Below are 18,027 nucleotides of genomic sequence, written 5' to 3'. Positions count from 1 at the left end.
CTTTCGGCCGGATCCGATGAGGGTGGGCTTTTCATGCACCGAGAGCGAAGGCGACCAGGAATCCCAGCGAAGTGCAGATACCGACCCACCATCCGCCTTCTCGATAGGCTTCCGGCATCAACGAGTCGGCGATCACCGCAATGGTGGCGCCTCCGGCGAATGCCTGGATCAGCGGAATTCCCGCTTCCGGCAGAGAATCGGCGAACGCAGTGGCCACCACAACCACCGCCACCAGCAGAACGGCCGTCACGCCCCAGATGAGCAGAGCAGAGCGATGCGACAGAGCCGACCGCATCGACGCCGCACCCGCCACCGCCTCGGGGATGTTGCCAACCGCCACGGCCACCAGCAACACGATTCCACCGCTGCCGGATGCGAGAGTGGTCCCCAACGCAGCATTCTCCGGAACGCCGTCGAGGAGGGCCCCGAGCATCAGCGCCCAACCCAGGGCTGCAGGGCCGAGCATGTTCTCGATCACGCGATCGGCAACGACATAGACGACGGTTCCCAGCATCAAGGCCCCGCCGGCCGCCCACAACCCCTGGTCGGCGAAGGCCGGGGCGAACAGTTCTGTGGAGACCGCCGCCACCATGGCACCGGCGCCGAAGGCCATCAACCCCGCGAGCACCGGGCGGGGCAGATTGTAGAGCAGGCCGATCGCAGCTCCGAGGAACAAGGGCACGGCGGTCCCCAGTCCGTACCACAGGGCCGTCAACATCGAACCGAACCCCCGCGTCGGCACCGTCCTCTACTCGCTACGCTCATGTGTACCTCTTCCGTCCCGGCGACCGGGTACCCAGGGACGTCACCGCCGACCGACTCGGCAGGGTCACCTATAACGCGATGATCGACGATTCCGTCGGCAAGGACACGGTGCCCAGGCATAATTTGCTCGAATCAGCGAGTATCGGCCCACCCCATCGATGAAGCACCGAGTCCGAGCGAAGCATCGTGAAGGGCCGAATCGACCGGTGGAGGATTCGTGCGCATGGGCCGTGCACCGATTATTCCGCGCGCCGCTCATCATGTCGGCGCACACTGGCGTGCTCTGTCCGAGATCAGGGGCACCGGTGACCGGTTCGTCCCGGCCCTGACCGAACCCCTGCCGCCTGCTGCGCGGCGTTGGATCAACCATGCGGTGGCCGAGGGCACGCCGATGGCCGCAGCCGCACGACTCGAGATGTCCGGGCAGATCCGGCTCGGATCCTGGCGACCGTTCACCGCTGTCCAACTCCTCGCCCCGACGTCGGGATTCGTGTGGGCTGCGACCACTCGGATCGGCCCGGTATCAGTGTCGGGGTACGACCGCTTCACCGACGGTTGTGGCGAGATGTGTTGGCGAATAGGGGGAATCATTCCGGTGATGTCCGCGGACGGCCCTGATGTCAGCGACAGCGCGGCCGGCCGCCTGGCCGGGGAGAGCATCTTCGTGCCGACGTCGTTTCCCCTCGCACGGTGGCGCGGCGACGAATTCGTCGCCGCGGCGACCTGGACGGTGGCCGGCCGCAAGGAAACCGTGCGTCTGGATGTCGCCGAGGACGGGGCGTTGTGCGGGGTGCGGATGCTGCGGTGGGGCAACCCCGACAATCACGAGTTCGGCCGGTATCCGTTCATCGTCGCGGTCGAGGCCGAACACCGGTTCGGTGGCATGACCATCGCCTCACGGATCCGCGCGAGCTGGGACACGGGTACCGGCACGGACGGCGAGTTCTTCCGCGCCGAGATCACCTCTGCCGACTTCTTCTGACGGTCCACGAGGCCTGCCGCGTAAACCGACGTCGTCACTGTCTGCCGGGTGTCTGTGTGCGGTCCCGCCGGTCGGCCGTCCACACCGATTGCAGCATGTGCCAGTCGGCGGGATGCGCGGCGATACCGGCGGCGAACCGGTCGGCCAGTAACTGGGTCGTGGCTTCTACGCCGCCTGCGGTATCGATCGGGGCGTCGATGTGGAACCCCCAACCGCCCGGAGTGAACCAGCAGTGCACCGGCAGCAGCGGCGCACCCGTATCGATCGCGAGCTTGGCCGGGCCGGCAGGCATGCAGGCCGGTTCGCCGAAGAAGGTTACCGGCACGCCCGCTCCGGTCAGGTCACGCTCACCGAGGAGTCCGACGAACCGTCCCTCCCGGATCCGGGCGATCAGCTGTTCGAACGGTGGAACTGTGCCACCGGTGAGCGGGATGATCTCGAAACCCAGGCCTTCCCGGAACCGCACGAAGCGGCGGAACAACGATTCCGGTTGCAGCCGCTCGGCGACGACGGTCGGTGTGCCGATCCGCTGTACGATCCACACTCCCGCCAGGTCCCAGTTCCCGCTGTGCGGAAGCGCCAGCACTGCGCCGCGCCCACGCGCGACGGCCTCGTGGATGTGTTCGAGACCGGTGGCCGCGGAGTCGATGGTCTCGGCCAGCCGTAGCGGATCCATCGACGGCAACCGGAACGCTTCGCACCAATACCGCGCGTACGAACGTAGACTCGCGCGCACGAGTTCGTCGGGCACCTGAGCGGGAGTGGTGGACAACACCCGAGCGAGGTTGCGTCGTAATTGGATCGGCCCGCCGTTTCGGGCCGCTCGATCCGCAGCCATCTCGAACAGGCGCCTCGCCGGTTTTTCCGGTAGCGCGCATACCGTCCACCAGCCGGCGGCGTACGCGAGGTCCCAGGCTCGATCCTTCATGCGCATCGAGTACCCCGAACGCGGAGGTCGACAACGATGACCATCACGACGGGCGCTGCGCGACGTTCATCCGATCGGCCACCCCGGGAGTCGTCCTGCTTCCTGCCACTTACGGTCCCACCGAGACAGTCTCTGCCGGTTCATCTCGACGTGGACGCCGAACAGCGTGAGCGCGCATGCCACGGTGCCGAGGACGAGAATTGCCAGAGCCGCACCGAGGGCCGCGAGCGCGTTCTCGATTCCGGTGCGGGGAACCGGCATGTAGTCACCGGTCTCGTCGACCCAGATGCGTACCGTCTCCCCTGCACGCCCGCGGGCTTCGAGTCCCACGCGGCCGATGTGCTCGACGCCGTCGACCTCCCACCGGGCGAGTGCCGGACCGGGCGACGACGAGGACTCGGCCAACGGGTTGGGGACCGACGCTTCGTCCGGATCGTCGTCGAGAACGAACGCCGGTACCTGCCGTCCTTCGGCCACCTGCTGATGTGACTGTTCGCTGAACTGCGCATACGACACGGTCCCGACGACACCGGCAACGGGCACCACCAGGAGCATCAGACCCACCAGGAGCATGAACGCGACAGCTTCGACGCGGTCGATTCCGCGCAGGAGCGGATTCGCGCTCCATGGCCGCAGACGCCACCACCGCACCGCCAGGGTGTCTTCGCGGATCATCACACTCTCCGGACATCGAGCTCCTGCCCCCGAGTGTCGATCGTGCGCGCCTGTAGATGTAGTGCCGAAGGTCGTATCCCAACCGGGTCCACCTGCAACGATCGAGGGACCTCGGTAACGAACCACGCCCGCCCGCGAACAGAAAATCCGGCTGCCCGCAGATTCGCTCTGCCGACAGCCGGATTCGGTGTGCCGTATCCAGTTTCACCTATCCCATGGGCTGGGCGGCCGGTGCCTCGCGCGACAGGATCGGAAGCCGCGACGCGAACGGCAGAAGCACCACGACGACCAGCGCGACCATCAACACGCCGAGCGCCATGCCCGACAGCACGTCGTGGACGTAGTGCACCCCCACCGTCACCCGGGAGAAGGCGAGCACCGCGGCGAGCGGAGCGACCAGCCAGATCAGACGCGGAGCCGCGAGGACACACGCCGTGGCGAACGACGCCGCGATGACGGAGTGGTTCGACGGCCAGGACCAGTCACCCACCTCGGGGCATTCCAGCACCGTCTCGATCCCGAGTGCGCGACACGGTCGCGGCTCCGTCACCACGAGCTTGACGAGTTCACTCGACAGGTAGGCACCCACGACACCGATACCGCCGACGGCGAGGGTGCCGAAGCTGCGTCGATCGTTCCGCCACAGCCACGCCGCGAGCACACCGGTGAAGGCGACCAGGACGAGCAGCCCCTTGTCCGCGACGAGACCTGCGAGCGGTCCGAGGAAGGACCCCTCGACGGTCTGAGCGACGGACAGATACAGGCGGTCGCGCATCGGTACCGTCGCCGCCGCGAGAAGAGTCAGCACGAGCGCCACCCCTACGGCAGGGATGAACATCGAGCGGACCAACCGCGGGGATACAGGAGGTGAATTCTCGGTGACGACCATGACCGAAGACGCTATCGCGCCACCTTGCCCGGCGGCAGACCGGCTGGTCGGGCGGGGTGACGGGGAGCTTCGAGCCTGCGACGCGTCCCGTTCCGAGGCGACTGCAGGCCGGCGGACGAAGTGGCTTCTGCCTCCCGCCCGGGCGATAGGCTCGCACGCGTGTGGCGAACCTGGATCCTCTCCGCAGCGATGGTGGCCGTCGCGGCGGTCGTTCTGCTCACTGGCGCATTCGACGTGACCTCGGTGGTGACGGCAGTACTGCTCCTCGTCTTTGCGTGGGTCACCTCTCCCCTGTTCTTCCCCCATCACGTCGACGACGCGACCGCCCGTCGCGACGCCGCAACCCGCGGCGTTCCGGTGGTGTACTGGCGCCCGGGGTGTACGTTCTGCATCCGGTTGCGCGCCACCCTGCGCACTCGCGCGCGTCGCGCGATCTGGGTGAACATCTGGCGGGATCCCGCTGCGGCCGCTCGGGTCCGGGAAGTCAACGGCGGGAACGAGACGGTGCCGACGGTGTTCGTCGGCGACGTGTCGCATACCAATCCCGACCCACGTTGGTTTCGCGATCAACTGGTCTGACGAGCCGACCCCCGACACGAACGAGGTCCCGGATCCGTGTGGATCCGGGACCTCGTTTATGCAGAGCGGTCAGCGGCGCACGCCTCGGCCGGTGACGGCCTTGACGAGGAACAGCAGGATGACCGCGCCGAGGAGGCAGGTCAGGAAGCTGAAGATCAGTCCGCCGCCTTCGACATCCACCCCGAAGACCTTCAGCAGGAAACCACCGATCAAGCCGCCGATGACGCCGACGACGATGTTGAGAAGAATGCCCTGCTGGGCGTCGGTGCCCATGATCTTGCTGCCGATCCAACCGGCGAGACCACCGATGATGATCCAACCGAGGATTCCGAGTCCGAGCATGTGCAGTCCTTTCGTGAACACTGGCTAGTTCGACCCAACTCAGATACCCAGTCGTCCCACCAGTCACACCTCTCACTTCTGACAAGTTCAGAGTGGCACGAATGCGACGCCCGGAAGGACGGATTCGACGGCTCCGACCGTGGCACGTGCCGTCTGCCCGACGGGGACGGCTCGCGCTGGCACACTCGTGCGCATGACCCAGCCTCCCGTCACGATCACCGTCACCGGCCACGCCGAGCGCACCGTCGCACCCAACCGGTGCACGGCGGTGTTGCGGGTGCACGCCGACGGCTCGTCGCGCAAGCAGGCCGCTGAACCGGTGACCGCGGCCGTCGCCACCATCACCGATCTCGTCACCGAACTGCACAAGCGCACCCCGAACCCGGTGAAGCGGTGGACCTTCGATCGGGTACGCCACAGCCGGCGGCGCCCGTTCAACCGCGAAGGCAAGAACCGGCCGTGGGTGTACAACTCGTCGGCGTCGATCACCGTCACCTTCCACGAGTTCGACGCTGTGGGTGCGTTCGTCGAGCAGGTCGCCGAACTCGAGGTGGTCACCGTCGCCGATCTCCAGTGGTGGATCACCCGCAAGGCGCGAAAGAAGCGACTCGCACAGGTCCGCGACCTCGCCGTCCGCGACGCCCTCGACAAGGCGAAGGCGTACACGACGTCCTTGGGTCTCGACACCGTTCGTGCGGTGGCCATCGCCGATCCGGGCATGCTCGGCTCCCAGCCCTCACCCGTCCACGCGGGCGGCGCTCCGATGATGCGCACAGCGATGCTGCGCTCGGATGCGATGAGCGCACCCGAGTCCGCCGAACCCGCGCTGGTCTTCGAACCCGACCGCGTCACCCTCACCGCCGACGTCGAGGCGCGGTTCGAAGCGTCCCCCTAGCGTCGGGGAAACCTCGGTGTTCCGGACCCCGCTCAGCGACGTCGAGAACACCGAAACTCGAGCACCCTCCGCTCGATTCCTTGCGCGCCTTGTACAGACGGTGGCACGATGCCAGCACGCCGCCGATCCGCGCGGCCACAATCGAATAAGGCCCGCCAGGAGTTGCAGCTCCCGACGGGCCGGATGTCCGACTGTAAGGGAGTCGAACGTGGGTCAGAATACCCTGGCCGGCGGCGTGCGTCGTGGACCGCGCCTTGCCGCCAACTTCACCGTCCTCAGCAATGCCGTCATCACCGACGAGCGGCTGTCCTTCCGCGCGCGGGGTGTGCTCGTCTGGTTGCTGTCCAAGCCCGACGACTGGCGCACCCGCGCCGACTCGATCGCGGCACAGTCACCGAAGGAAGGTCGCGACGCGATCCGATCCGCTCTGCGCGAGCTCGCCGACCTCGGCTACCTGGTACGCGAGAAGATCCAGAACGAGCTCGGCCAATGGATCACCATCCAGACCATCTACGAACGTCCCGCCACCGACCCGGCGCCTGAGAATCCGACCCGCGGCAGCGCGGACATCGCAGACCCAGGCGCTCTTTCAAGTACCGATACACCAAGGACGGAAACCAACCGCACACCGCGCGTCGCGAAGACACCGCTCGGTCCGGCGGTGGTCGAGCTTGCGGCAGCCTGCAGGCAGGCCGGGCTCACCGCGACCTTCGTCTACCTCAAACCCGATGCGGCAGCGGCGATCGAAACACTCGTCGCCACACACGGCGTGCCGGCTCTGGTTGCGGCAGCGAAATCCGTGCACAGACCGGGCAATCCGATGCGACTGGCGCACGGATGGTTGCCGTTGTGGCGGTCGCTGTCGACGCCCCGTGTCCTCCACCCGAAGTGCGGCGACTGCGACGAGTACGGGTGGCTTGCCGATGACGAGCAGGGGCGTGCCGTGCGGTGCGGGTGTCGCGCGCCGGCTGCGGCCTGAGATCCGATGCAAAGGCGCTCGGCCGAATTCCGTTGACCGATCGGATGGATCGGTTGTCTCATGAGGGGTAGGTAACGTTCTGCGGTAGACAGTCTCGCCGAGCTATCGACGGCGAGGGATGGTGATGGTGTCGGGAACCCGTATCGAAGTGCCCGTCGACGACGGCGTGCTGTCGGGACTCGATTTCGGTGGCCGTGGGCAGGAAGTGCTGTTGGTCCACGGCAGCGGACACAACGCCGTCACTCGTGATCGCCTGGTGTTCATTCGTGCTCAGCAGAATGGCGTAAATTCCATTGCCCCAGCACTTGTCGAGGAGTACTACTGGACGCTGGCGAATTTCGAGATCCTCGAGGAGAAACACGGCGATGGCCACCACGATCGAACGGCCGGACGGCACGAGCATTCACGGTCCGGGCAAGCTGTCTGCGGAGCGCTTGCAGCACGAGCTGGCGTTGCGTCGACGTGCGCAGCGGATACCGGCAAGGCGACGTCACGACGGAAAAGGCGGGCGTCGGCAGCAGCGACGTGCCGCCGCCGGAGCGTGGTAACTCTGCCCAGCATCGTCGAGGCCGCGGCGTGATCGGTCAGCGGCGCGCCGGCGAGGCGAGAGGAGAATCCCGACGACCTCCGGCGACGGCACTCCCCCACTGGCCGATACAACCGGACGAGCAGGGGGCATCAGCACGATCGCCGACAGCGCGGCGATGGCCACCGAGAGGATGCCGCCGAGGGGAAATCCGACCAGAACGTTGAGCCGGGACTTCGCCAGATCCCGCACCGTCCACTTCTCTTCCACCGCCCCGGAGGAGAAGTAGAACACCTCGTACGGAGTCATCGCCGCACCGAACAACGCGATCGCGTAATACCGATATGCCGCCAGTTTCTCGCTGTCCACCAGGGATGGAGTGAACACCTGGTTCGCGAGCTGCCCCCCAATCCGGGCCGAGAAGGAACACCGCCACTGCGAACATGACCAGGCACAGTCCGACCACCCCGGTGACGTTCTCCATCACCGAGAACTTCACCCGCCAGATCACCAGCCACACCGCCAGGGCGGCTACCGGAATCCACATCTTCGGGTTCACACTGCTCGCCAACTGCAACGCCAGCGCGATACCACCGACCTCGGCGGTCCACGTCGACAGGTTGATCAGAAACGACGCGCTCAGATTCGCCACTGCCATGCGCGGCCCGAGACGTTCGCGAATGATCTCGAAAGTGGCTCGGCCGCTGACCGCAGCGACGCGGCCGGACATCTGCGGAAGACACAGATTCCCAGCACGCCTACCGGCACCACCCAGGCCAGGACAACCCGAAACGCGCGCCCACCACGGCATTGGTGACCAGGTCACCGATGTCGAGAAATCCCCCGATCGCGGTGAGGATGCGGTGAGGATTCTGAGAGCGACGGCGAAGAGACTTTTCATCCGGCCGCCTCGAGACGGTCTCCGAGATCGAGCAACTCCGTACCTGCACGTCCGAGCTCGGCCGCAACCGCAGTCAGGTCGGTCTGCTCGCCGACTCCGGCAACCATGTCTCGTCCCCGGATGATCTGTCCGGTAACCGTGTTCGCCGCCTGCAGGACCTCGGCGCGCAGGGTTCCCTGGCCGGGGGTGTCCACCTCTCGATCCGCGGTTGCCGAGACGGCCTGGTCGACCTCTTCGAGCATGTCCGACAGGGCGGTGTCCGTGGCGGCGGTGGTGTTGTGACCGTCGGCGAAACCTGCAGGCTCAGCTGAGCCGAGACCGCCGCCGAACCGATCTGCTGCGCTGCCCGACCGAAATTGCCTTCCACCCCGCCGCGCATCGAAGCGCACCCTGATGCGAAGACACCCAGGAGCAGCGCTGCAGCGACCACAGAAAGCAGCACACCCCTGCTCCGGCGTCCACCCGTCTCATGCGAGACGCGCCGTGAAGACCACGCTTTCCTCAGCAACCTCACGATAGAAGCCGGTTTCCGTCGCCGGTCGGTTTCGACAGCCGACACTTGCCGCGCTGTCGACCGGCGCCTATCGTTGTTCCCATGGATCCGCCCGTGACGCGGTACTCCAGCGCGACGGCGCCGCACTGACGTATCAGATCGTGGGTGAGGGGCCACATCCGATCGCGTGGTTCTTCGAAGACATGATGCATCCGGACCTGATGTGGACCGATCCGCACTTCCACTACAACTTCGAACGTTGTGCCCGCTTCGCGCGTTCGCTGTTCTTCCAGCGACGCGGATTCGGACTGTCCGATCCCGTCGAGCACGTCCCCACGCTCGAGGAGCAGGCCGACGACGTCGTCGCGGTGCTCGACGACGCCGAGGTCGATCGCGCCACGCTCGTCGGCGCAGCCAGCACCTGCGGGCCCCTTGCCCTGGTAGCCGCTCGGCACCCCGACCGCGTTTCCGGGCTGGTCCTCGCCGAACCCTGGTCCGATACCCTGCTGTCCGACGGTGATCCGCCACCAGGATGGACTGCTGACGAGCGAGACCGGTTCGTCGATTCGTATCGGGATGCGTACGCATGCTGGGGTCAAGGGAAGCTCACGTCCCTGGCACACCCGACCCTCGATGTCCCACACAATCGACGGATCATGGCGCTGCTCGAACGCTGCTCCGCCACACCGAGAACTGCCCAGAAACATCTCGAGTGGGCTCTCCGCGCGAACTACTCCTTGATTCTGCCGGCAATCCAATGCCCGACGAAGGTGTTGCATCAGCCGGACACTCTGTTCGCTCGAGAGGCCGGCCGCAGGATGGCCGCGCAGATTCCGAACGGCCGCTTCTACGAGCTGCCACCGATCGCCCTCGGCTCAACCCTGGGTGAAGTGCTGATTCCTGTTCTCGACCACGTGGAGGAACTCGTCAGCGGCACGGACCATCCGGTCGAGGCCGATCGGTTCCTGGGCGCGGTTCTGTTCACCGATGTCGTCCGCTCCACCGACCTGCTCGCGGAGGTCGGTGACAACCGGTTCGCGAGGTTGCTGGGCGCGCACGACCGACTCGTGCGCGCGGAGGTCGAGGCCGGCGGAGGCACGCTGGTGGGCATCGCGGGCGATGGGACCCTCAGTGTCTTCGACGGTCCAGTGGCCGCACTGCAGTGCGCGCACCGGATCATCCGATCGACATCGACTCTCGGAATCTCTGTGCGCTCCGGCGTGCATGTCGGGTCGGTGACCCGCACCGGTCCCGGGTTGACCGGAATGACGGTCCATATCGGAGCGCGGATCGCTGCCTCCTCCGGGCCTGGCGAGGTGCGATGCTCACAGGCGGTGCGCGAGCTTGCGGTCGGCGGAGATTTCGATTTCACCGACCTGGGCAGGCATCGGCTCAAAGGTGTGCCCGGTCAGGTCCAGGTGTTCAGGGCGACGGTCGGGGCCCGTCCTGCACAGCCTGCGCTGCCACCACGCCCGACCGTCTCGGACCGGGCAGTATTGACCATGGCGCGCCGGGCTCCCGGCATGCTTCGTGAGCTCGCCCGCCTCGCAGACCGTCGCAACAAGGCAGTGAGGCGTCCACGATGATCGTCGCCGACTAGGCTCGGCTCCGTGAGCGTGCGTGCAGGAATCATCGTGACCGGGACCGAAGTGCTGACCGGGAGGATCTCCGACCTGAACGGACCGTGGTTGTCCGACCAACTCCTGAAACTCGGCGTCGACGTCGCCCACATCACGATCTGCGGTGACCGGCCCGCCGACCTGACCGCACAGTTACGGTTCCTCACCGAGCAGGGCGTCGATCTCATCGTCACCAGCGGGGGCCTCGGTCCCACCGCCGACGACCTCACCGTCCCCACCGTCGCCGAGTACTGCGATCGCGAACTGCTGCTCGACCCCGAACTCGAAGAACACATCGCAGGTGTCATCCGCCGGTTCCGCCCGGACACCCCCGATCTCGACACCGGACCGACGCGTATCGGGATCCGAAAGCAGGCGCACGTGCCCGCCGGTGCCACCGCCCTGCCGCCCACCGGTACAGCGCCGGGCGTGGTCATCCCCGCGGTCGCCGGCGAACGGCCGGTACCGACCATCGTCATCCTGCCCGGCCCGCCCGGTGAGCTGCAGGCGATGTGGCCGAGCGCGGTCGCCTCCCCCGCGGTCGCCGACGTGTTGGCGCGAGCCGACGACCTGCAGCAGCACACCGTGCGCGCCTACGGATTGCACGAGGCACAACTCGCCGAGACGCTGCGCCGGGCCGAATCAGAGATCGCCGGCCTCGAACGCCTCGAGATCACCACCTGTCTCCGACACGGCGAACTCGACATGGTGACGCGAGTCGCCTCCGGTGACGCGGACATCTACCATCGCCTTCTCGACGTCCTCACCGAACACCATGGACGCGAGATCTTCTCGACCGACGGTTCCACCATCGACGACCAGCTGATCGCCGTCCTCGACGGCCGCACGATCGCGACTGCGGAGTCGTGCACCGGCGGACTCGTCGCCGCGCGGCTCACCGACCGTCCCGGGTCGTCGGCCTATGTCATGGGTGGCGTCGTCTCGTACTCCAACGACGCGAAGTCCGATCTGACCGACGTACCGGCCGAGATGATCGCGGAACACGGGGCGGTGAGCGAGCAGGTCGCCGCAGCCATGGCCGAGGGTGCCCGACGGCGCCTGAAGGTCGACGTCGCGGTCTCCACCACCGGGGTCGCCGGCCCCGACGGGGGAACCGAGGCCAAGCCGGTGGGCACGGTGTGCTTCGGCGTCGCGATCGAGGGACGGCCGACGTACACGGTCACCCGCCGCTTCCCCGGAGACCGCGAACGGGTCCGGACTCTCACCACCACGGCGGCACTGCATCTGGTTGTCGGACAGCTCGGCCGGGATTGAGCCTGCACGCGCGCCCCTCGGCGGCCGTCAGTTCTCCCCCACCGCCTTCAGCTGTGCCCGAAGAGAATCCACTTCGGCTCGAAGGTCGTTGATCTCGTCGATGTAGGGACGGATCCGGGCGCGGACCGCTTCGTCGGTGTACTGCGGGATCAAGCTCCGTGAGCAGTTCCAGTCGAAGGCCTCGACATCGATGACGATGCTTCGCTCACATCGCGCCGAGATTCTCCGACCGTCACCGAGATCGCGCAGCCGGTCGAGAAGCTGCGGGTCGTCGTCCGCATCGACCACCCGCGCGGTACCGAAGACCTTCAACCGCCTCTTCAGCGGAAAGTCGGCGAGGAACAGCGCGACCCTCCCGTTGTCCGCGATGTTCCCGACCGAGACGAACTGCTGGTTGCCTCGGTGATCCGCAAACCCGATCGTCTGCCCACCGAGGTGGTGCAGGAACCCGACGGGTCCGCTGCGGTACTGGACATAGGGCCATCCGCTCGGGGTCACCGTCGCCATGTGGAACTGGAAGCTTTCGCGTACGAGAGCGAGTTCCCGGTCACCCAACGGCTGAGGTCCTCGGTCGGGTTCGTCGAGGTCGGCACCATAGGCAACGATGCTGCCCGCAGCTTCCTGACGAGCGACCGCCTCCGGGCCGAACGCCAGATGGTGATACCTCAATCCCATACCGATCTCCTCGCCGATGTCCGTTATGCCGACAGCGAGACAGTGCATCACAATCGACCGCGACCGGAAAGACGCGGGTGTCGACCCTGCAGTTCGCCGAACAGCGGCCGCCTGGTTTACGATACGGAACGTGTCGTATCTGAATGAGCCGCCTGCGCAACGCGGACGTCCACGCGACGCCGAACTCGAGCGTCGGATCACCACCACCGTTCTCGAACTACTGGCCGAACAAGGCTACGAGGGCGTGACGTTCGAAGCGGTCGCTCGACGTTGCCAGGCGTCGAAGGCAACGCTGTATCGACGTTGGCCGTCCAAGCGCGACATGGTCCTCGCAGCAGTGAAGGACGCCCCTGCGCATCCCTCGGCGGTTCCGCTCCGGCGCGGCGACACACTCCGCGACGATCTGCTGATGCTTGCGCAACGCCTCAGCCTCACCATGTCCGCAACCGACAGCAACGCCGCCTTCATGCTGCTCCACGCGGGACTCGAAGACCCGGAGTTGTGCGACGCCATCGAGGAGACCGTCGGCCCGACAGGCGCACGTCTCCCCCAGGCGGTCCTCGACGATGCCGTTGCGCGAGGCGAACTCCCTTCGGGCGCTCAACCATTCGCATACGAGGAAGTCGTGGGAACCGTCCTGCTCCTGCGACGAGCGAACGGCCTCACCGTCGACGACACCTACCTCGAAGCCCTCGTCGACACCGTCATCATTCCCGCGCTCACCGCGTCCTCCGACCGAACGGACCTGCCCGCCGGGATCTTCTCCGGCCACCCCGAAACCTCCACCACGACTACGACTACGGAGACCCCATGACCCGCTGCACCATCGAGGACTTCACCTACCGCACGATCACCGTGGACGGCGGCGTGAAGCTCAACGTCGCCGTCGGTGGGCAAGGTCCGGCCGTCGTCCTGCTGCACGGTTTCCCGCAGACCCACTACATGTGGCGCCACGTCGCCCACGCACTCGCTGAGGACCACACCGTGATCGTCCCCGACCTGCGCGGCTACGGCGCCAGCGACCAACCCCCGGTCGACAATCCCGAGTCGTATTCCAAGCGCACCATGGCGAACGACATCGTCGCGGTCGCCCGCGAGATCGGTTTCGACCACTTCGGGCTCGTCGGTCACGACCGCGGTGCGCTCGTCGCCGTCCGTGCGGGACTCGACCACCCCGACGCCGTCGACTACCTCGGCATCCTCGATGTCCTTCCCACGATGGACACCTGGGCCGTACTTCAGGGCGTGAACGCCAAGGTTGCCTGGCACCTCTACCTCATGGCCCAGCCCGCAGGGATGCCCGAGAAGATGATCGCCGCTGTCGCCCCGGAATTCTTCGGCTCGTTCCTCGATGCGTGGGACCCCACCGGAACCACCTTCACGCCCGAGGAGCGCGATCACTACGTCACCAGCTCGATCAGCTCTGTCGACTCGATCGTGGCCGACTACCGCGCCACCGCCGGCATCGATCTCGACATGGACCTCGCCGACCGCGAACGCGGGGCTCGGCTCACCATGCCCGTCGCGGTCATCTCCCAGGACTGGGGCTCGCAACTGGGCTTCGACGCCTCGGCTCTCTGGCAGGCGTGGGCACCCGATCTCACCTACCAGGGCACCACCAGCGGCCACTTCATGGCCGAAGAGAACCCCGACGAGATCGCCGGCTTCATCACCGAGCTGGCCGCCCGAATCCCGGCCGACCAGCCCTGACGGACATGCCACCGGAGTCACCGGTCGGGGGTGACCACGATCACCGAAAAGCACGCATCCTTAACATGACGAACAAACGGGACATCGATATCATCGACCGCAGTTATTGTCTGTCGGGGGCACACGAGGAGAATCGCGCATGTCCCGGATCGATCGCAGACGCACACGCACCGTCGGCCTGCTCGCCGCAGGTCTGCTCACCGCAGGTCTGAGCGTCGCGGGTCCGGTCGGTTCCGCGTCCGCTGACCCGGTCCGCAATTGCCCTGAACGGTACGTCCTCGCCGTCGACGGAACCCGCGGCTTCGAAACCCGCGACTCGATCGACCCGGCATCCCCCTTGGCGAAGATCTCCGCTCGGTTCGAGTCTCCCGGCACCGTGGTCGAACACATCCGCTACCCCGCAGTGGTTGTGCCGTTGCCCGGGACCGGCTCGCACGACGATTTCGACGGCATCGACGACGACGGCACCATCGCCTACGACAGGTCGAAGCAGATCGGGCATCAGCGACTCCGCCAGACCATCACCGTCCGACACAGCACCTGCCCCGACTCGGACCTGTTGGTGCTCGGCTACTCGCAGGGCGCCTCGATCGCGGGCGATGTTCTCGCCGAGATCGCAGCCGACGGGTCCGTTCCCCCCGAACGGATCTCGGGCGTCCTCTATTCCGACCCCCGCGACGACCGCGGCGTCGAGACCCTGTTCCCGGGTCCCGTCGCTCCCGGTGTGACGCTCGGCGGCGGCCGGAACGACTTCGGTGAGATCCACGTCGAACGAGTCTGCATCGAAGGCGACGCGATCTGCGACGGTCGCACACCCGAGGACGGCAAGGACTGGCTCCGCGAGAACGTGACGGGGTACTTCCAGCTGCACACGAAGTACCCCGACTACCAGCCCTGACCGAGTCGGGCCGGAGAGTTCGCCGACCGCGCGGTGTGCATCAGTTCCAGAGTGACGAACTCGGGGGAGGTTGTGTGCGTGTTCTTCGCCGGAACCGCACACAACCTCCCCCGAGTTTCGACGGCCGCTACTCCTCCTCGACGCCACCAATGGCCCAACGCAAAAGGGAACCCATCCTCAGGTAAGGATGGGTTCCCTCGTCGGCGAGTCCCTAGCGGACTGTCGTTACTGCAGTCTGCGCAGGACTGTTATGCCTGTGCAGCGGTAGGTTCCTCGACGTGCTCCACGGGGCCGGCTTCCGTGATGGGATAGACGGGGTATTCCACACCCGACAGGTACTGGACCGTTCGCACCACCTGGCACGAGTAACCGAACTCGTTGTCGTACCAGACGTAGAGGATGGCGGTGTCGCCATCCACGATCGCTGCATTGGCGTCGATGATGCACGCCGCGCGCGAGCCGATGAAGTCGCTCGACACTGCGTCGGTGGCCGAGGTGTAGTCGAGGTTGCGGCGCAGCGCACCGGTGAGCGACTCCTGGTGCAGGTGCTCGAGCACCTCTTCCTTGGTGGTCTCACGAGTCAGCTGAAGGTGAAGGATCGCGACGGACACATCCGGCGTAGGAACGCGGATCGAGTTGCCGGTGATCTTCGCCTTCAGATCGGGAAGCGCCTTCGCGACCGCCGAAGCGGCGCCGGTCTCGGTGAGCACCAGGTTGAACGGCGCGGAACGTCCGCGACGGTCGGCCTTGTGGTAGTTGTCCAGCAGGTTCTGGTCGTTTGTGAACGAGTGCACCGTCTCGACGTGACCACGCACCACACCGAATTTGTCGTCCATGGTCTTCAGCGGCGGAACGATGGCATTGGTGGTGCAGGACGCGCACGACACGATCGTCTCGTCCGGGTCGAGGTCGCGGTGGTTGACACCGTGCACGATGTTCGGGAGATCACCCTTACCCGGTGCGGTGAGCACCACCTTGGCGATACCGGGGCGGAGATGCTTCGACAGACCGTCGCGGTCGCGCCAGATTCCGGTGTTGTCGACCAGGATGGCCTTGTCGATGCCGTACTCGGTGTAGTCGACGCTTTCCGGATCGTTGCTGTAAATGAACTTGATGACATTGCCGTTGGCGACCAAGGCGTTGTTCTCGGTGTCGACCTTGATCGTGCCGTTGAACTGTCCGTGGACGGAGTCGCGACGCAGCAGAGAGGCACGCTTGGTCAGGTCGTCGTCACCTCCCTTACGGACCACCACAGCACGCAGGTTCAGCCCATTGCCCGAGCCTGCCTTCTCGATGAGCAGACGGGCGACGAGCCGGCCGATTCGCCCGAACCCGTACAGGACCACGTCCTGCGGTTTCGCGGGGCTCGTCTGCGCGCCGCCGACCAGATCCGCGAGGCTCTCAGCGACGAAATCCGGGATGGATCGTCCGGCACCCTGGGCCTGATAATCCGTCACCAGCAGGCCGAGGTCGATCTTCGACGGCTGCAGGTCGAGGTCGGTCAATGCCTGGAGGAACGGGAAGGTTGCCTCGACCGACAGCTCGTCGCCGCGGATCTGACGCGCGAAACGGTGCGTCCGCAGAATACCGATCACCGACTTGTTCACGAGGGAGCGGCTGTGAAGCAAGATCGTGACCGAATGCCGGCGGTGCAGACCGCCGATGATCGGGATCATTGCTTCCGCAATAGCCTCTTGCGAGTTCCACTGTGCCAATTCCGGGGTGCTCACTGCGCTCCTCTGCCTTTCCGGCTCGTCTGACACGTCGCAGGCTGTTGGGTGCAGCCCAGACGAGACGCACGTCACTCGCCGGTCGGTGTCCGGATCGGTGGAACCGTACGCGACCGACGCCGATTACGGCGTGCGTACCGCCAAGCATATGAAAGAGCTCTCACGGTTCGACGCCCGGTAGGCGAATCGTGCCCGCGCGTGCGTGAAGCTGATCGTCCCTCCCCGGATAGGAAGGCGTCGTCGACCCTGGAGCTGTAGATGAACCGGCGAGCTGCGTGTGTCGCCAGTCACAACAATTGTGGCGGCATGCCGGATGGTATCGAGAGTCCATCGGCGGGTATTGCGTCATCAATATTCCGGCGCGCAAATGAATCCGGGTCACATCCTATTTCGAAACCTTCGAACCGCCAACAGATCTACTTGTCATTTCACACAACCGGGGCAGAGCCCAGGACTTACTCCGAGCTGCGAGAATCCGCGGCTTGCGCGTTCCGATGCCAAGACCGTGCTGCACGTGGCAAACCCGTGAGAAATGACGAGGCCGAGGAATACTTGATTAGCCTCGATCTTTCGCGCGGATCACGTGTCGGACTGAGCAGCTTCGGATTCGGAGGGGAGACCGTGGATGCGGTGTGCATCCACGGTCGACTGCCCGACACGGTCGGGTGACGCCGAGGTCCACGGCCCCGGAAACAGTTCCTTCGTCTCGATGGAGCAGGTACGCGCACAGCAGATGGAAAACGAAGCCTCGCGTGAACGTCGGGGCGGCCTGTTCCTTCTCGGAATGCGCGGTGACCTTCGGTGGCATCGATGTCGAGGACCAGCGGATGCGCTTCGTCGATGGCGTGCTCGGGGGAGCCGACGCACCGGCGGCGGTCCAGGCGTGGCGACGGGCTGTGGCGCGGGCCCGGTCGATCGCGGCGAGCGCGGTGTCGGCGTCGACGGCCAACACGCTGATCAGGCGGGAGACGGTGGGTCGGAGGCCACCGCACCGAAGATCTCCGGGTGAGCCCGCAGTTGGCTGATGTCGGCGAGGCAGTCCCCACCGATCGCCAATGCCGTCGCGAGATCGGGCACGATCCTGCCGGGATCGTGTCGGGTCAGCGGTTTTCGATACGGTGCGAGCTCGGCCCGAGGTTAGGACGATCCGCTCCCCGATGAGCGTC

General features: G+C 66.1%; 18 protein-coding genes and 2 pseudogenes. 9 read left to right on the top strand and 11 right to left on the bottom strand.

Features of this window, described 5'->3' with window-relative positions; all coding sequences use genetic code 11:
- Window positions 1-31: 31 nt before the first annotated feature.
- Window positions 32-718 (bottom strand): ZIP family metal transporter, encoded by a 687-nt coding sequence (locus tag QR64_RS22885; RefSeq protein ID WP_033098221.1) that lies wholly within the window; start codon window positions 716-718, stop codon window positions 32-34.
- Between the two features lie 270 nt (window positions 719-988).
- Between QR64_RS22885 and QR64_RS22880 the strand changes: the two genes are divergently transcribed.
- Window positions 989-1,747 (top strand): DUF6920 family protein, encoded by a 759-nt coding sequence (locus QR64_RS22880; RefSeq protein ID WP_235367288.1) that lies wholly within the window; start codon window positions 989-991, stop codon window positions 1,745-1,747.
- A gap of 34 nt (window positions 1,748-1,781) precedes the next feature.
- Here QR64_RS22880 and QR64_RS22875 read toward each other — a convergent pair whose 3' ends face one another.
- From QR64_RS22875 to QR64_RS22865, 3 genes are all read right to left on the bottom strand, one after another.
- Window positions 1,782-2,681: a phosphatidylinositol mannoside acyltransferase gene (locus QR64_RS22875; protein WP_033098185.1), complete on the bottom strand. Its 900-nt coding sequence runs from the start codon at window positions 2,679-2,681 to the stop codon at window positions 1,782-1,784.
- Window positions 2,682-2,741: 60 nt separating this feature from the next.
- On the bottom strand, window positions 2,742-3,350 hold the full coding sequence (locus tag QR64_RS22870; RefSeq protein ID WP_039587323.1) for a hypothetical protein: 609 nt from the start codon (window positions 3,348-3,350) through the stop codon (window positions 2,742-2,744).
- Between the two features lie 208 nt (window positions 3,351-3,558).
- Window positions 3,559-4,239, bottom strand: a complete 681-nt coding sequence (locus QR64_RS22865) for a phosphatase PAP2 family protein (protein WP_230810883.1) — start codon at window positions 4,237-4,239, stop codon at window positions 3,559-3,561.
- Between the two features lie 159 nt (window positions 4,240-4,398).
- On the opposite strand from QR64_RS22865, the gene QR64_RS22860 reads away from it, so the two are divergent.
- Entirely contained in the window at window positions 4,399-4,818 is a 420-nt protein-coding gene (locus QR64_RS22860) for a glutaredoxin domain-containing protein (RefSeq protein WP_006552091.1), read from the top strand.
- Between the two features lie 69 nt (window positions 4,819-4,887).
- Here the strand turns inward: QR64_RS22860 and QR64_RS22855 are convergent, their stop codons facing one another.
- Complete coding sequence (locus QR64_RS22855) at window positions 4,888-5,160, bottom strand: GlsB/YeaQ/YmgE family stress response membrane protein (RefSeq protein ID WP_019289453.1); 273 nt, start codon at window positions 5,158-5,160, stop codon at window positions 4,888-4,890.
- A 193-nt stretch (window positions 5,161-5,353) separates the two neighbouring features.
- On the opposite strand from QR64_RS22855, the gene QR64_RS22850 reads away from it, so the two are divergent.
- Entirely contained in the window at window positions 5,354-6,055 is a 702-nt protein-coding gene (locus tag QR64_RS22850) for an SIMPL domain-containing protein (RefSeq protein ID WP_033098183.1), read from the top strand.
- A 208-nt stretch (window positions 6,056-6,263) separates the two neighbouring features.
- Window positions 6,264-7,034, top strand: a complete 771-nt coding sequence (locus QR64_RS22845; RefSeq protein ID WP_084222388.1) for a helix-turn-helix domain-containing protein — start codon at window positions 6,264-6,266, stop codon at window positions 7,032-7,034.
- Window positions 7,035-7,092: 58 nt separating this feature from the next.
- Here QR64_RS22845 and QR64_RS28425 read toward each other — a convergent pair whose 3' ends face one another.
- From QR64_RS28425 to QR64_RS22830, 3 genes and pseudogenes are all read right to left on the bottom strand, one after another.
- On the bottom strand, window positions 7,093-7,437 hold the full coding sequence (locus QR64_RS28425) for a hypothetical protein (protein ID WP_039587321.1): 345 nt from the start codon (window positions 7,435-7,437) through the stop codon (window positions 7,093-7,095).
- Window positions 7,438-7,680: 243 nt separating this feature from the next.
- A pseudogene (locus tag QR64_RS22835) lies at window positions 7,681-8,420 on the bottom strand (Nramp family divalent metal transporter); the annotation flags it as partial.
- Window positions 8,421-8,457: 37 nt separating this feature from the next.
- Window positions 8,458-8,703, bottom strand: coding sequence for a hypothetical protein (locus tag QR64_RS22830; protein ID WP_232333350.1), 246 nt, complete (start codon window positions 8,701-8,703; stop codon window positions 8,458-8,460).
- 454 nt (window positions 8,704-9,157) lie between these two features.
- Here QR64_RS22830 and QR64_RS22825 point away from each other — a divergent pair, with 454 nt between their 5' ends.
- Together QR64_RS22825 and QR64_RS22820 are read left to right on the top strand one after the other, a co-directional pair.
- The gene (locus QR64_RS22825; protein ID WP_152640989.1) at window positions 9,158-10,540 is read left to right on the top strand and encodes an adenylate/guanylate cyclase domain-containing protein; all 1,383 of its coding nucleotides are present in this window, start codon (window positions 9,158-9,160) and stop codon (window positions 10,538-10,540) included.
- 24 nt (window positions 10,541-10,564) lie between these two features.
- Complete coding sequence (locus tag QR64_RS22820) at window positions 10,565-11,848, top strand: competence/damage-inducible protein A (protein ID WP_006552083.1); 1,284 nt, start codon at window positions 10,565-10,567, stop codon at window positions 11,846-11,848.
- Window positions 11,849-11,875: 27 nt separating this feature from the next.
- Here the strand turns inward: QR64_RS22820 and QR64_RS22815 are convergent, their stop codons facing one another.
- The gene (locus QR64_RS22815) at window positions 11,876-12,523 is read right to left on the bottom strand and encodes a pyridoxamine 5'-phosphate oxidase family protein (RefSeq protein WP_230811066.1); all 648 of its coding nucleotides are present in this window, start codon (window positions 12,521-12,523) and stop codon (window positions 11,876-11,878) included.
- Between the two features lie 130 nt (window positions 12,524-12,653).
- Between QR64_RS22815 and QR64_RS22810 the strand changes: the two genes are divergently transcribed.
- The 3 genes from QR64_RS22810 to QR64_RS22800 all read left to right on the top strand — a co-directional run bounded on the left by QR64_RS22810 (window position 12,654) and on the right by QR64_RS22800 (window position 15,131).
- Window positions 12,654-13,337, top strand: coding sequence for a TetR/AcrR family transcriptional regulator (locus tag QR64_RS22810; RefSeq protein WP_039587318.1), 684 nt, complete (start codon window positions 12,654-12,656; stop codon window positions 13,335-13,337).
- Window positions 13,334-14,233, top strand: coding sequence for an alpha/beta fold hydrolase (locus QR64_RS22805; RefSeq protein ID WP_039587316.1), 900 nt, complete (start codon window positions 13,334-13,336; stop codon window positions 14,231-14,233). The genes QR64_RS22810 and QR64_RS22805 overlap by 4 nt, the downstream gene beginning before the upstream one ends.
- A gap of 139 nt (window positions 14,234-14,372) precedes the next feature.
- Complete coding sequence (locus QR64_RS22800) at window positions 14,373-15,131, top strand: cutinase family protein (protein ID WP_019289445.1); 759 nt, start codon at window positions 14,373-14,375, stop codon at window positions 15,129-15,131.
- A gap of 248 nt (window positions 15,132-15,379) precedes the next feature.
- On the opposite strand, the gene QR64_RS22795 is transcribed toward QR64_RS22800, so the two are convergent.
- Both QR64_RS22795 and QR64_RS26230 read right to left on the bottom strand, forming a co-directional pair.
- A complete protein-coding gene (locus QR64_RS22795) occupies window positions 15,380-16,861 on the bottom strand; it encodes a glyceraldehyde-3-phosphate dehydrogenase (protein ID WP_039587315.1) in 1,482 nt (493 codons plus the stop codon).
- 694 nt (window positions 16,862-17,555) lie between these two features.
- Window positions 17,556-17,989, bottom strand: a pseudogene (locus QR64_RS26230) (transposase); the annotation flags it as partial.
- Between the last annotated feature and the right edge of the window lie 38 nt (window positions 17,990-18,027).

Source organism: Rhodococcus sp. Chr-9 (assembly GCF_000801125.1).
Classification (GTDB): domain Bacteria; phylum Actinomycetota; class Actinomycetes; order Mycobacteriales; family Mycobacteriaceae; genus Rhodococcus; species Rhodococcus pyridinivorans.
The sequence above is the reverse complement of the archived record's forward strand: the minus strand, read 5'-3'. Positions and strand labels throughout refer to the sequence as shown.

Bases quoted from the DNA above. Each gene is read 5' to 3' on its own strand.
- QR64_RS22885 (WP_033098221.1), bottom strand. From the start codon at position 718: ATGTTGACGGCCCTGTGGTACGGACTGGGGACCGCCGTGCCCTTGTTC.
- QR64_RS22880 (WP_235367288.1), top strand. From the start codon at position 989: ATGGGCCGTGCACCGATTATTCCGCGCGCCGCTCATCATGTCGGCGCA.
- QR64_RS22875 (WP_033098185.1), bottom strand. From the start codon at position 2,681: ATGCGCATGAAGGATCGAGCCTGGGACCTCGCGTACGCCGCCGGCTGG.
- QR64_RS22870 (WP_039587323.1), bottom strand. From the start codon at position 3,350: ATGATCCGCGAAGACACCCTGGCGGTGCGGTGGTGGCGTCTGCGGCCA.
- QR64_RS22865 (WP_230810883.1), bottom strand. From the start codon at position 4,239: ATGGTCGTCACCGAGAATTCACCTCCTGTATCCCCGCGGTTGGTCCGC.
- QR64_RS22855 (WP_019289453.1), bottom strand. From the start codon at position 5,160: ATGCTCGGACTCGGAATCCTCGGTTGGATCATCATCGGTGGTCTCGCC.
- QR64_RS22850 (WP_033098183.1), top strand. From the start codon at position 5,354: ATGACCCAGCCTCCCGTCACGATCACCGTCACCGGCCACGCCGAGCGC.
- QR64_RS28425 (WP_039587321.1), bottom strand. From the start codon at position 7,437: ATGCTCGTGCCGTCCGGCCGTTCGATCGTGGTGGCCATCGCCGTGTTT.
- QR64_RS22830 (WP_232333350.1), bottom strand. From the start codon at position 8,703: ATGCTCGAAGAGGTCGACCAGGCCGTCTCGGCAACCGCGGATCGAGAG.
- QR64_RS22825 (WP_152640989.1), top strand. From the start codon at position 9,158: ATGATGCATCCGGACCTGATGTGGACCGATCCGCACTTCCACTACAAC.
- QR64_RS22815 (WP_230811066.1), bottom strand. From the start codon at position 12,523: ATGGGATTGAGGTATCACCATCTGGCGTTCGGCCCGGAGGCGGTCGCT.
- QR64_RS22805 (WP_039587316.1), top strand. From the start codon at position 13,334: ATGACCCGCTGCACCATCGAGGACTTCACCTACCGCACGATCACCGTG.
- QR64_RS22800 (WP_019289445.1), top strand. From the start codon at position 14,373: ATGTCCCGGATCGATCGCAGACGCACACGCACCGTCGGCCTGCTCGCC.